Source organism: Methylobacterium sp. CM6246 (genome assembly GCF_054818005.1).
This window is the reverse complement of record NZ_JBTXKY010000001.1, coordinates 2711674-2724053: the sequence shown is the minus strand read 5'-3', so window position 1 is coordinate 2724053 and position 12380 is coordinate 2711674. Positions and strand designations below refer to the sequence as shown.

At 70.3% G+C, this 12380-nt stretch carries 12 protein-coding genes; 6 read left to right on the top strand and 6 right to left on the bottom strand.

The features are described 5' to 3' along the window. Positions 1–137 precede the first annotated feature (137 nt). From ACYQPG_RS13360 to ACYQPG_RS13350, 3 genes are all read right to left on the bottom strand, one after another. Positions 138–1163: an Hsp33 family molecular chaperone gene (locus ACYQPG_RS13360; protein ID WP_147908814.1), complete on the bottom strand. Its 1026-nt coding sequence runs from the start codon at positions 1161–1163 to the stop codon at positions 138–140. A gap of 317 nt (positions 1164–1480) precedes the next feature. After that, positions 1481–2461, bottom strand: a complete 981-nt coding sequence (gene argF, locus ACYQPG_RS13355) for an ornithine carbamoyltransferase (protein ID WP_147908813.1) — start codon at positions 2459–2461, stop codon at positions 1481–1483. A gap of 177 nt (positions 2462–2638) precedes the next feature. Further along, positions 2639–3829, bottom strand: coding sequence for an aspartate aminotransferase family protein (locus ACYQPG_RS13350; RefSeq protein ID WP_419829614.1), 1191 nt, complete (start codon positions 3827–3829; stop codon positions 2639–2641). 270 nt (positions 3830–4099) lie between these two features. Between ACYQPG_RS13350 and ACYQPG_RS13345 the strand changes: the two genes are divergently transcribed. The 4 genes from ACYQPG_RS13345 (at position 4100) to ACYQPG_RS13330 (ending at position 7875) form a co-directional block, all read left to right on the top strand. Continuing rightward, the gene (locus ACYQPG_RS13345) at positions 4100–4573 is read left to right on the top strand and encodes a RidA family protein (RefSeq protein ID WP_419829613.1); all 474 of its coding nucleotides are present in this window, start codon (positions 4100–4102) and stop codon (positions 4571–4573) included. A gap of 2 nt (positions 4574–4575) precedes the next feature. Then, on the top strand, positions 4576–5325 hold the full coding sequence (locus ACYQPG_RS13340) for a glycerophosphodiester phosphodiesterase family protein (protein ID WP_147908810.1): 750 nt from the start codon (positions 4576–4578) through the stop codon (positions 5323–5325). Between the two features lie 124 nt (positions 5326–5449). Beyond that, on the top strand, positions 5450–6718 hold the full coding sequence (locus tag ACYQPG_RS13335) for a GNAT family N-acetyltransferase (protein ID WP_461231126.1): 1269 nt from the start codon (positions 5450–5452) through the stop codon (positions 6716–6718). Continuing rightward, positions 6715–7875, top strand: coding sequence for a M20 aminoacylase family protein (locus tag ACYQPG_RS13330; RefSeq protein WP_147908808.1), 1161 nt, complete (start codon positions 6715–6717; stop codon positions 7873–7875). Before ACYQPG_RS13335 ends, ACYQPG_RS13330 begins: the two co-directional genes overlap by 4 nt. Positions 7876–7884: 9 nt before the next feature. On the opposite strand, the gene ACYQPG_RS13325 is transcribed toward ACYQPG_RS13330, so the two are convergent. The 3 genes from ACYQPG_RS13325 to ACYQPG_RS13315 are packed head-to-tail and all read right to left on the bottom strand — an operon-like array spanning position 7885 to position 9511. Further along, complete coding sequence (locus tag ACYQPG_RS13325) at positions 7885–8439, bottom strand: TetR/AcrR family transcriptional regulator (RefSeq protein WP_461231125.1); 555 nt, start codon at positions 8437–8439, stop codon at positions 7885–7887. Positions 8440–8444: 5 nt separating this feature from the next. Then, positions 8445–8912, bottom strand: a complete 468-nt coding sequence (locus ACYQPG_RS13320; protein WP_147938348.1) for a nuclear transport factor 2 family protein — start codon at positions 8910–8912, stop codon at positions 8445–8447. Positions 8913–8971: 59 nt separating this feature from the next. Then, a complete protein-coding gene (locus tag ACYQPG_RS13315) occupies positions 8972–9511 on the bottom strand; it encodes an AraC family transcriptional regulator (protein WP_461231124.1) in 540 nt (179 codons plus the stop codon). Positions 9512–10216: 705 nt separating this feature from the next. On the opposite strand from ACYQPG_RS13315, the gene ACYQPG_RS13310 reads away from it, so the two are divergent. Further along, positions 10217–10822 carry a PAS domain-containing protein gene (locus tag ACYQPG_RS13310; RefSeq protein ID WP_147908803.1) on the top strand — a complete coding sequence of 202 codons (606 nt, stop codon included), beginning with the start codon at positions 10217–10219 and terminating at the stop codon, positions 10820–10822. Between the two features lie 330 nt (positions 10823–11152). Further along, entirely contained in the window at positions 11153–12316 is a 1164-nt protein-coding gene (locus ACYQPG_RS13305) for an MFS transporter (protein ID WP_461231123.1), read from the top strand. Positions 12317–12380: the final 64 nt, after the last annotated feature.

Sequence of the window (12380 nt, the reverse complement as noted above, 5' to 3'; positions counted from 1 at the left end):
TCGAAGGTCCGAAAACGGTTCTGTCCGGGATCCTTAAAAATTCGCGCATCGAATACTGAGGTGACAGCGTTTCGCGCGGAGAAGCTTGACCGTTATCGGTAGCCGAGACCGGAAGATCGGTCTTGCTGGCTAAGTATCTACTGGTTCGACTGCGCGCCGATTTCGGCTTCGACCTCCTGCGGGTCGAGGTCGTAGCGGCGGGAGCAGAACTCGCAGGTGATGACGATGCGCCCGTCATCCGCGATGATGTCGCGCCGCTCCTGAGGCGAGAACGAGCGGATCATGCCCATGACGCGCTCCTGGGAGCAACGGCAGGCCTCGTGCACCGGCTGACGGTCGAACACACGCACGCCGCGCTCGTGGAACAGCCGGTAGAGCAGGCGCTCGCTGGACACGTTCGGATCGACCAGCTCGTGGTCCTCGACCGTGCCGACGAGAGAACGCGCCTCGACCCAAGCATCGTCCTCGACAGCTTGACCGGACAGATGCGTATGTCCCTCCGGGATGTCGCCCGGCGGCAGATCGGCGAGGCGGGCGCGGTCGATCGACTGCGGCAGGAACTGCACGATCAGGCCGCCGGCCCGCCACCGGGCAGCCCCCTCCTCCACCGCCTCGGCGACCGCGAGGCGCACCTGGGTCGGGATCTGCTCGGACTGCCGGAAATACTGGTGCGCAGCCTCCTCCAGGCTCTGGCCTTCGAGGGCGACGACGCCCTGGTAGCGGCTGGACGCGGAGCCCTGGTCGATGGTCATGGCGAGGTGGCCCGCACCGATCAGGTCGGCGTCCTTCAGCGGGCGCTCGCCCAGGGCGGCGACCCGGTCGGCGTCGAACCGCGCGGTGGCGCGCAGGCGATCGGGCGCCTCGAAGTCGACGACGATCATCGCCACCGGACCGTCGGTCTTGGTCTGGAGCTGGAAGCGGCCCTCGAACTTGAGCGACGAGCCCAGCAGCACGGTCAGGGCGGCGGCCTCGCCCAGAAGCCGGGCGACGGCATCCGGGTAGCCGTGACGGCGCAGGATCGTATCCACCGAGGGGCCGAGCCGGACCAGCCGCCCGCGTACGTCGAGGGCTTCCACGGCAAAGGGCAGTACGGCATCGTCCGCGCCGTCATGGCCGTTGCCGACCGCCTGCACCTGGGATTGCGACTCTGTTCCTGAGGTCATGCCCGCTCCGATCGATCCATTCGGCGCCCGCGACGGCCGCTCCGACAGGCCGGGGCGCGGGTCCCGCTCCCGCAGGGAGGGGAATGGCGTGAGGAAGAGGACCCGTCTGGAGCGATCTGTTCCCTCACCCCGCCCGCGCCGGCACGGGAGAAGGGGCGCATCGCGCCACATCCGTCGCCGGGATACTGCCGTCCGGCAGCCGTGATGGGGAGGCGGGCCGCGAAAGCCGCCCGCTCACCCGTATATGGGGCGGCATTCCGACATTCGCGACCGCCCCGCCTCGAAAATCGGGACCGGTGCGGTGCGCGAGCCTGCGTTCAGGGCGTCTCCGCGCCCAGGCACCAGGCCAGGATCCCCTTCTGCGCGTGCAGGCGGTTCTCGGCCTCGTCGAAAACCACGGAGCGCGGCCCATCCATGATCTCGGCCGTGACTTCCTCGCCGCGGTGGGCCGGCAGGCAGTGCATGAAGATCGCGTCCGGGTTGGCGGCCGCCATCAGCTTGGCGTTCACCTGATAGGGGTTCAGCAGGTTGTGGCGGTGGCCTTCGTCGTCGTCGCCCATCGAGACCCAGCAATCCGTCACCACGGCGTCGGCGCCGGCCACGGCCGCGAAGGCGTCGGTGCCGACATTGACCGTCGCGCCTTCGCGCTTCGCCCAGGCGATCAGGCCGGGCGGGGGGGCGAGCTCGGGCGGGCTGGCGATGTTGAGACGGAAATCGAGCCGCGCGGCCGCGTGGACCCAACTCGCCAGAACGTTGTTCGAATCACCCGACCACGCCACCGTGCGGCCCTTGATCGGCCCGCGATGCTCCTCGAAGGTCATCACGTCGGCCATGATCTGGCACGGATGCGAGACCTTGGTCAGCGCGTTGATCACCGGCACGGTCGCGTGCTCGGCCAGTTCCAGCATCTGGCCGTGGTCGAGGATGCGGATCATGATCGCGTCAACGAAGCGCGACAGGACCTGGGCGGTGTCGCCGATGGTCTCGCCCCGGCCGAGCTGCATCTCGGAGCCGGTCAGCATCAGGGTCTCACCGCCGAGTTCACGCATCGCCACGTCGAACGAGACGCGCGTCCGGGTCGAGGGCCGGTCGAACACCATCGCGAGGGTCTTGCCGACCAGGGGACGCTCGGCGGCGCGCTCACCCTTGCGGCGGCGCGCCTTGATGGCAGCGCTCGCGTCGAGCACCCCGCGCAGCTGCGCTCCGGAGAAGTCCTTGAGGTCGAGGAAGTGGCGGGGGCCGGCACCGTTCAGGTGCGGGACTGGGGCACGCGCCCGGCCGTCAATCTGGGCTTTCATCGCGTCACGTTCGCTAGAGCCTGCTCCACGATCACCTGATCATGAACGACACTCTATCTCCTGGTGAGGGGCATTCTCGTCACGCACGGCGGGATCGACCGTGCCCGAAAATGCTTCGCACCGCCCGGCACCGGAACGCGGCGCTGGGCGGTGATTCGTAGAAGCGGGATCGGCCTGCTATTCGGCCGCCCCGCGCAGAGCTGCGAAGGAGGAGGCGGTCTCGTCCAGCCGCCGGACCGCCTCGTCGATCTCGCTGTCGCCGACGATCAGCGGTGGCAGCAGGCGGACGATGTTGTCGCCCGCCGGGATAACCAGAAGATGTGCGGCCCGGGCGGCGGCGGCAAAATCCGTGTTCGGCACGCCGAGCTTGAGGCCGAGCATCAGTCCCTCGCCTCGGACCTCTTGGAATACGTGCGGGTGGCGGTCGCGCAGGGCGGCCAGCTTCTGCTTGAGCAGCAGCCCGGCATGGGCGACGCGGTCGAGGAACCCATCCGCCAGCACCACGTCGAGAACGGCGTTGCCGACCGCCATGGCGAGCGGGTTGCCGCCGAAGGTGGTGCCGTGGCTGCCGGCAGTCATGCCGCGGGCTGCCTCGCGGGTGGCGAGACAGGCGCCCATCGGGAAGCCGCCGCCGATGCCCTTGGCCACGCTCATGATGTCCGGGGTGATGCCGGACCATTCGTGCGCAAACAGCTTGCCGGTGCGCCCGACACCGGTCTGGACCTCGTCCATGATCAGCAGCAGGCCGTGCGCGTCGCAGATCTCGCGCAGGCGGCGCAGATCCGCATGCGGGATCACCCGCACGCCGCCCTCGCCCTGGATCGGCTCGATCATCAGGGCGGCCGTCTCCTCGCCGATCACGGCCTCCAGAGCCGCGAAGTCGCCGGCCGGGACCTGATCGAAGCCTTCGACCTTGGGGCCGAACCCCTCGATGTATTTCTGCTGGCCGCCTGCCGCGAGGGTCGCCAGGGTCCGGCCGTGGAAGGCGCCCGCGAAGGTGACGATCCGGTAGCGCTCCGGATTGCCGCCGGCCGCGTGATACTTCCGGGCGATCTTGATCGCCGCCTCGTTGGCCTCCGCCCCCGAGTTGCAGAAGAACGCCACGTCCGCAAAGGTCGCGTCCACGAGACGCCGCCCGAAGCGCTCGCCGCCCGGGATCTCGAACAGGTTCGACGTATGCCAGATCCGGCTGGCCTGCTCGGTGAGCGCGCCGACGAGGTGCGGATGGGCGTGGCCGAGGCCGTTGACCGCGATGCCGGCGCCGAAATCGAGATATCGCTCCCCGGCCTCCGTCACGAGCCAGGCGCCCTCGCCGCGCTCGAAAGCGAGCGGCGCGCGGACGTAGGTCGGCAGAAGGGCTGACGTCACGGATCCCGTCTCCGTCTCTCAAGGCACCGGAGCAAGCATTGTGCCGGCTCCAAATGAAAGTGCCGCCTCGTTATGGGCGGCACGCGCGCGATTACTATGAAACGGCCGGCTCCTGTCAACGTTGCGACGTCGGTTCAGGGTGCGCGGCAGCTCTGCGCGATGCTTGCGCGGATCGGATTTCAGCGGTGTGACACCCGGCCGATGCCCTTGCGCGGCAGGGTGCGGACATGCTCCTGCTGCCGCAGATTCGAGTTGGCGCGGGAGAATCCCATGAGCACGATCAAGGACCGTCTGGAGAGCCTGGGCCTTACCCTGCCGAAGGCGGCGGCACCGGTGGCCAACTACGTGCCGTTCGTGCGCACCGGCAACCTCGTGGTCATCTCCGGCCAGGTCTGCTTCGGCGCGGACGGGACCATCGCCCCCGAGCACAAGGGCAAGGTCGGCGGCGACGTCTCGGCCGAGGCCGGCAAGGCGGCGGCTCGGCTCTGCGCCCTCAACGTCCTGGCTCAGCTCGAGGCTGCGGTGGGTGACCTCGACCGGGCCCTGGAGCAATGCGTGCGGCTGGGCGGCTTCATCAATGCGGCCCCGGGCTTCTCCGCGGTCGCCGGGGTGATGAACGGTGCCTCCGACCTGATGGTCGAGCTGCTGGGCGACAGCGGACGCCATGCCCGCTCGACGGTCGGCGTCGCCGAATTGCCCCTCGACGCCGCGGTCGAGGTCGAGGCGATCTTCGAGGTCCGCTGAGCGTGGCTGCGCCCGACTGGCTCACCGCGCGGCCGATCGCCCATCGCGGGTTGCACGACCGGGCGGCGGGTCGGCCGGAGAACACCCTGGCTGCCGCCCGTGCGGCGGTGGCGGGGGGCTTTGCCATCGAATGCGACGTTCAACTGAGCGCCGATGGCGAGGCGATGGTGTTCCACGACGCGGCGCTGGGCCGGCTGACCGGGGCGAGCGAGGCGATCGGGACCAAATCGGCGGCCGAACTCGGGGCGCTCGTTGTCGGCGGGACCGCCGAGACGATCCCGACCCTGTCGGCCTTCCTGGCGGCGGTGGCTGGGGCGGTCCCGGTCGTGATCGAGGTCAAGTCCCGCTACGATGGAGACCTGCGGCTGGCGACCCGTGCGGCGGAGATCGCCGTGGCTTCGGGCGGCCCCGTGGCGATGAAGTCCTTCGACCCGCAGGTGGTGGCCGCCTTGCGGGATCTCTGCCCGCCCGCAATGCCCCGTGGGATCGTGGCCGAGACCACCCAGGACGACCCTGCCTATGCCGCCCTCCCCTGGGCGACGCGCCGGGCCCTGTCCAACCTGCTGCACTTTTCGGAGTCGCGGCCCGACTTCCTGTCCTGGCGGGTCGACGACCTCCCCTGCGCGCCGACCTACCTGTGCCGGCTCCTCAGCCGCATCCCGGTGATGGCCTGGACGGTGCGGACCGAGGACCAGCGCATCCGCGCGGGCGCGCACGCGGACCAGATGGTGTTCGAGGGTTTCGTCCCGTGATCGATGCGGGCCGTTCGGTTTTGCCGCCCGACGGTGTGACGCCGTCGTCCATCTGACAAGTCCGCCGGGCAGCCGCGCGCATCCGCCCGCTTGCCCGGCTGCCCGGCCCGGCTAGATTGGGCGCATGAAGCAAACACCCGGGCCGGCGCCGGAGACCTCCTCGCTCACCGTGCGGGCGATGACCGGCTTGAAGGAGATCGGCGCCGCGGCCTGGGATGCCTGCGCGTTCTCCTCCGAGACCTTGGCGGCGGGCGACGAGACTCACAACCCGTTCGTCTCGCACGCCTTCCTGTCGGCGCTGGAGGAATCCGGCTGCGTCGCGCGCAAGACCGGCTGGCTGCCGCTCCACGTGGCGGTGGAGCGCGAAGGTACGCTGCTCGGGGTGGCGCCTTGCTATCTGAAGTCGCACAGCCAGGGCGAGTACGTGTTCGATCACGGCTGGGCCGATGCCTACGAGCGGGTCGGCGGCGCCTATTATCCGAAGCTGCAGGTCAGCGTGCCGTTCACCCCCGTGAGCGGCCCGCGTTTCCTGATCGCCCCGGGCGCCGATCCGGACGAGGCGACCGCCGGGCTGGTCGCCGGCCTGCGGGCGCTCCGGGCCGAGACCAAGGCGTCGTCGATCCACGTCACCTTCATGCGCGAGGCCGAGTGGGAGCGGGCCGGAGCCGCTGGCTTCCTGCAGCGCACCGACCAGCAGTTCCACTGGGAGAATGCCGGCTACGCGAGCTTCGATGATTTCCTCAACGCGCTCGCATCCCGAAAACGAAAGACCATCCGCAAGGAGCGGCGCGACGCGCTAGCCCCCGGGATCACCGTCGAGCACCTGACCGGCGCCGACATCACCGAGGTCCATTGGGATGCGTTCTACGCCTTCTACATGGATACGGGCGCGCGCAAATGGGGGCGGCCCTACCTCAACCGCCGGTTCTTCTCGCTCCTGTCCGAGCGCATGGCCGACCGGGTTCTGCTGATCATGGCCCGCCGCGGTGACGCCTACATCGCCGGCGCGATCAACCTGATCGGCGACACGGCGCTGTACGGACGCAACTGGGGCTGCATCGAGGACCACCCGTTCCTGCATTTCGAGATCTGCTACTATCAGGCGATCGACTTTGCGATCCGCCGCGGGCTCAAGCGGGTCGAGGCCGGGGCGCAGGGGGAGCACAAGCTGGCCCGCGGCTACAGGCCGGTGCTGATGCACTCCGCCCACGACATCGCCGACCCGGCCTTCCGCCGGGCGGTGGCCGATTATTTGCAGCGGGAGCGCGCCCACGTCGCCGAGGCGGTCGACGTCCTCGACACGCTCACGCCGTTCCGGCGCACCGAGGCGGACGCCGTCGGCGACGCTGAGGCCCGGTCCACGCCTTCGTCCCCCGAGAGCCCGAGCACATGAGCCCGATCGACCACATCAAGACCTATGCCGACGAGCTGACGGCCCTGCGCCGCGACCTGCACGCCCACCCGGAGCTGGGCTTCGAGGAGGTACGCACCGCCGGCATCGTCGCCGATCTCCTGGAGCAGTACGGCTGCGAGGTGCATCGCGGCGTCGGCGGCACCGGCGTGGTCGGGCTCCTGAAGGGCCGCACCGATAATGGCCGCCGGATCGGCCTGCGCGCCGACATGGACGCCCTGCCGATCGAAGAGGAGACCAACCTCCCCTATCGCTCGACCTACGCGGGCAAGATGCACGCCTGCGGTCATGACGGCCACACGACGATGCTGGTCGGCGCGGCGCGCTACCTCGCCGAGACCCGTGACTTCGACGGCACGGCCGTGTTCGTGTTCCAGCCCGCCGAAGAGGGCCGCGGCGGCGCCCGGGCGATGCTGAAGGACGGGCTGTTCGAGCGCTTCCCGTGCGACGAGATCTACGGCCTGCACAACCAGCCGGGCGGCGGCCACGGGCGGATCAAGCTGCGCCCCGGGCCGCTCATGGCGGCGGCCGACTTCTTCGACATCAACATCCGTGGCCGGGGTGCGCACGCCGCCCATCCGCAAGGCGGCATCGACCCGATCGTGATCGCCACGGGGCTCGCCCAGGCGCTCCAGTCGATCGTCTCGCGCAACGCCGACCCGCTGAAGTCGATCGTGCTGTCGATCACCCGGATCTCGGCCGGCTCGGCCTACAACGTCATCCCGGAGACGGCGCAGCTGGCCGGCACGATCCGCACCTTCGATCGGGAACTGCGCGCGCTCGCCGGAACTCGCATGCGCGAGCTGGCCGCGGGCTTCGCCGCCGCGTACGGCGCCGAGATCAAGGTCGATATCCACGACATGTTCTCCGTTCTGGAGAACGCACCCGAGCAGGCGGCCGCCGCGACTGCGGTGGCGACCGAACTCTTCGGACCCGACAATGTCGAGGCGGATGCGGCCCCGAAGATGGGCAGCGAGGATTTTGCCGACATGGCCCAGGCTGTGCCGGCCGCGTATGTCTGGCTCGGCTCGAACCCCGGTCCGGGCCTGCACAATGCCAGCTACAATTTCGACGACTCGGTTATCCCGATCGGCAGCGCCTTCCTGGCCCGGATGGTCGAGAGCCGCACCGCCGCCTGAGACGACGCCTCAGCCCGCTGCGGTCGCGATCCGCGACCGTAGCGCGGCCAGCGCGCGGGTGAAGACCGCCGGCTCGTCGAGCGCCCGCGCGAGCACGATCGCCCCCTGGATCTGCGCGACGACGTCCTCGGCCAGCGCCGTGCTGGCTTCCGCATCGTGCCCCGCACGCAACAATGCGTCGGCGAGGGCGGCGACCCAGCGGGCGAAGTAGCCCCGCACCGCCTCGGCGAACAGATCACGGCCGCTGCCGAGGGCCAGGACGCCGACGAGGCAGACCCGCTGCCCCGACCGGAAATAGGTTTGGACCGACGCGAACATCTCCCAGATCGCGGTCTCGGGCCGGTCGGCCTCGCGCAGCGGCCGGTATACGTTGGCCTCGAACCACGCGTCGATCTCCGCGAGCACGCAGGCTGCCATCTCGGCCTTCCCGCCCGGGAAGAGGTGGTACAGGCTGCCTTTGCCCAGGCCGGTGGCCTTGCCGATCAGCGCGAGGCTGGCGCCCGCGTAGCCGTGCTCGCGAAAGACCTCCGCGAGCGCCGGCAGAATCTCGCTGCGCACCGTCACCGTGCCTAGAGGCCCAGGTCGCTCAGGCCCGGATGATCGTCGGGGCGCCGGCCCAGCGGCCAATGGAACTTCCGGTCGGCGGCGGCGATCGCCAGATCGTTGATGCTGGCGATCCGGCGGCGCATCAGCCCGTGCGCGTCGAACTCCCAGTTCTCGTTGCCGTACGAGCGGTACCATTGCCCGCCCGCGTCGTGCCACTCGTACGCGAAGCGCACGGCGATCCGGTCGCCGCCGCAGGTCCAGAGCTCCTTGATCAGCCGGTATTCGCGTTCGTGCGCCCACTTGCGCTGGAGGAACGCCACGATCGCCGCGCGCCCCGACAGGAACTCGCTTCGGTTCCGCCACACGCTGTCCGGCGTGTAGGCGAGCGAGACCCGCTCCGGATCCCGCCCGTTCCAGGCATCCTCGGCCATGCGGGCCTTTTGGGCGGCGGTCTCCGCGGTGAAAGGTGGAAAGGGCGGGCGGTCCGACATCAGCGTATCCTCACGGTTTGTACCGATTGGTACAAACGTGGACGCATCGGGAGCTCGCGTCAACCGGATCGGCTCGCCTTGCGGGTCGGTACGGCTCGTCCAAAGGCAGCGGCGGGATCCGCGCCCTGGGTCCGATAGGCGGCCGGGGCTGCACCGATGATCCGGCGGAACATGGCCGCAAAGGCGCTGGGCGTCTCGTAGCCCAGCGCGGCCGCGGTTTCGGCGACCGATCCGCCTCCAACCAGCATCGGCAACGCGGCCAGGACGCGGGCCTGCTGACGCCAGACTGAGAACGGGACCATCAGCTCTCGTTCCGCCAGCCGCACCAGTGTTCTCGGCGAGGCCCCGGCATCCCGGGCGAAGGCCGCCATGTCCCGCCGGTCGCCGGGACGCGCCAGGATCGCGTCGCAGACACGCCGGAGCCGCGGGTCGTCCGGCATCGCCAGGCAGCATGGGCAGTGCGGGAGCGCGGCGACCTCATCGAGCAGGACATCGAACAGGCGGCCTTGCCGCCCGCCCCGATCGTCCGCCCGGCCATCGCGGATCGCCCGCAGGATCAGTTCGCGCAGGAGCGGCGTCACCGCGAGACCGGTCGGCACGTTCGGCCGCTACGGCAAGGTGGGCGACGTGGAAGGTCCGGAGCTCTTTCACCGCCGAGAAGCCGTGGGCCATCACCACGGCCGCAGCGGATGCGCCCTCCGGTGTGTCCGGCCGATAGAGCCAGCCCCGCAAGGTCCGGCCCTCCGAACTGAACGCAACATCGCTTCGCATCGGTCGCTCCCTCGATCGCCGAAGCATCGTGCCGGACCTTGCTTAGGTCGGCGCGGTGAACCCGGTCAAAGATGGCGCCGTTTCGGCCAGAGATCCCTGTCGCCCGATGGCGCCGTCCACCGTCGACAGCCAGGCCGATCGGTGCAACTCTGGCACGCAAAGCGCCGCGGAGCGCGGCCCGGCGGACCGGGCGATACGATCGGGGAGGCTCATGGCGTCGGACATCCAAGAATCGCGGGCTGCGCTCATTCTTCTGGCGGTTGTTGTCGGGGCGGTGCTGCTGTTCGGCGCGTTCACGCTGGTCACGCAGATCGGCTGAAGCCCGCGCATGAAGTACAACCGTCGCGCGTCCATCGACATGGCGCGAAACCGGGGACGGTTCGTCGGACGGCGGGAATAACCTCAATCCATCAGTAGAATGACCGGGAGAGCATTGAGGTTGCGGTGTTGAGTTAACCGCCTCTTAATTCCATCATGGGTTGTATGACTGCGAAGAATGCGTGCGAGGGGCACGCCGGTTTCGGAGATCGCCCATGGTTGTCGACGCGATCAAGCGCCCGCGCGGCCTGCCGGTGGATCTGTCGGCAGCCCTCGACGCGTCCGGCGTGATCGGCGCGTGGTCGTGGTCGCCCCGGTCCGATCGCTGCACCCTCGATGCCGGCGCCGCCGACGTGCTCGCGGGCGATCCTGGCCTCGCCGGGCGGCCGATTCCGCTGGAGATCGCGAAGGCCTGCGTCCATCCCGAGGACCGGCCGGCGGTGGTGCGGCAGTTCCAGGCGGTCCGCGAGCGCGGCGGCCTGTTCGTGGCCGAGTACCGCACGCTCTCGCCGGCCGGCCAGGTCCGGTGGATCCTCGACCGCGGCCGGCTGCCGGCGGGCTCGTCGAGCCGGCGGACCGGGCACGGCATCATCATCGACGTGACCGACAGCCGGCTCGAGGATGAGCAGGCCGCCCCGTTGCCGGTCGAGCCGCTGGATGCGCTCTCGGTCGCCATCGACCGGGCCCTCGAATGCCGCGACGCGCTCGAAGGAGTCGCGGATACCGAACTGCAATTGCTGATCGATATGCTGCTGCTGCGCCTCGGGCAGAGCATCGCCAAGACCCCCGCCGCCGCGGCGGCAGGCCGGCGCGGGCATTGACCGATCGCGGGGGCGGCTCCTCGGCACCCTGGCACAGGATCGCGCGCGGAAGCGCGGACCGGATCGGCCTTCGGCGAGGATATCGGCCCCTCGGCAAACGAGAGGGCCCGCTTCGAGACGTTGTTTGCGAAGGCCGCGCGATTGCAAGGCGCGGGGACGTAGGGGCGGCTGATTGCTGACCCGGTTGAACGGGCGATGCATCCGGAGCAGTGATTTGCTTCGGCGATCCGGATGCTGTTGTCTGGCCGTTGTCGGAGCGACCCCGGTCTCTCTTCGATCGGACCTCTATGTCGCCCTGCCCGCCGCACGCATCCTGACGAGGCTGCTCCGATGGATCCCGGCGCGCGCGACACCGCTCGGCGGGGTGGTCTGTCCCGCTTCCTCGTTTTGTACGTTGCCCTGTACGGGGCCTACGGTTTCCTCTCCCCGATCCTGCCGGGCTTTCTCGCGGCGCGTGGGCTGGAGCCGGGGCAGATCGGCACCCTCCTGGCAGCCGCCGGCGCCCTGCGGCTGGTGATCGGCCCTCTGGCCGGCGCCTTCGCGGACCGGAGCCGGGCCGGCCGTCCCGTCCTGGCGGCGAGCATCGCGCTCGCGGGTCTCGCCGTCCTGGCGCACCTGCCCGGCGTCGGGTTCTGGCAGCTCCTTGGGCCGGCCCTGCTGTACGCGGCCGGAACCGCCGCGCCTGCGCCGCTGGCCGACGCGCTGGCGCTCGCCGCCGCCCGGGGCGGGGCCGTCTTCCAGTATGGCTGGGTCCGTGCGGCCGGCTCGGCCGGCTTCATCGCCGCCACCGGCGCCGCCGGCTGGCTGATCGCCGCGTCCGGCTTGTGGGCCGCGCTGGTGGCGAGCGGGGGCCTGTTCATCGCCGCTTCGGGTGTGGCCCTGGCGCTGCCGGTCCGCGAAGGCGCGCAAAACGGCCCCATGCCGTGGCACAACTTCGCGGATCTGCTGCGGCTGCCGCGCTTCCTGCGCGTGGTCTTCGCGGCTTCGCTGGTGGTCGGCGCCCACGCCATGCATGACGGTTTCGCCATGATCCTGTGGCGCGCTGCCGGAATTGGAGCCGGCACCGCCGGACTGCTCTGGTCTGGATCGGTGGCGGCCGAGGTGCTGGTGTTCCTGTTCGCCGGACCCTGGCTCCTGGCGCGGATCGGGCTCCCGGCCGGAATCGCGGTCGCGGCGCTGGCCGGCGCCCTGCGCTGGGCGGCGCTCGCCTCGACCACAGCGATCCCCGTCCTCGCGGGTGCGGAGGTCCTGCACGGGCTGAGCTTCGCCCTGCTGCACCTCGCCTGCCTCGGCCTGATCGAGGCCGCGACGCCCCCGGAACGTCGGGCCACCGCGCTGGCACTCTACGGGACCCTGGGCCTCGGCCTGTCCGGCGTGCTGGCGACGCTGGCCTCCGGCGCGCTCTTCGGCGCCTTCGGGGCACCGGCCTTCTGGGCGATGGCGGCCATGAGCCTCGCCGCCCTGCCGCTGGTGCCGGGTCTGCGGGACGGCTGAAGCCGCGGGTTCTTTTCCCGGCCCTGTGGTACGGACCCGGAACGGACCCGCCCGATACGCCCGC

What these genes read in the sequence shown, in the direction of transcription:
- ACYQPG_RS13360 (WP_147908814.1), bottom strand. Translation starts at nt 1,163, where the DNA reads ATGACCTCAGGAACAGAGTCGCAATCCCAGGTGCAGGCGGTCGGCAAC.
- argF (WP_147908813.1), bottom strand. Translation starts at nt 2,461, where the DNA reads ATGAAAGCCCAGATTGACGGCCGGGCGCGTGCCCCAGTCCCGCACCTG.
- ACYQPG_RS13345 (WP_419829613.1), top strand. Translation starts at nt 4,100, where the DNA reads ATGAGCACGATCAAGGACCGTCTGGAGAGCCTGGGCCTTACCCTGCCG.
- ACYQPG_RS13335 (WP_461231126.1), top strand. Translation starts at nt 5,450, where the DNA reads ATGAAGCAAACACCCGGGCCGGCGCCGGAGACCTCCTCGCTCACCGTG.
- ACYQPG_RS13330 (WP_147908808.1), top strand. Translation starts at nt 6,715, where the DNA reads ATGAGCCCGATCGACCACATCAAGACCTATGCCGACGAGCTGACGGCC.
- ACYQPG_RS13320 (WP_147938348.1), bottom strand. Translation starts at nt 8,912, where the DNA reads ATGTCGGACCGCCCGCCCTTTCCACCTTTCACCGCGGAGACCGCCGCC.
- ACYQPG_RS13310 (WP_147908803.1), top strand. Translation starts at nt 10,217, where the DNA reads ATGGTTGTCGACGCGATCAAGCGCCCGCGCGGCCTGCCGGTGGATCTG.
- ACYQPG_RS13305 (WP_461231123.1), top strand. Translation starts at nt 11,153, where the DNA reads ATGGATCCCGGCGCGCGCGACACCGCTCGGCGGGGTGGTCTGTCCCGC.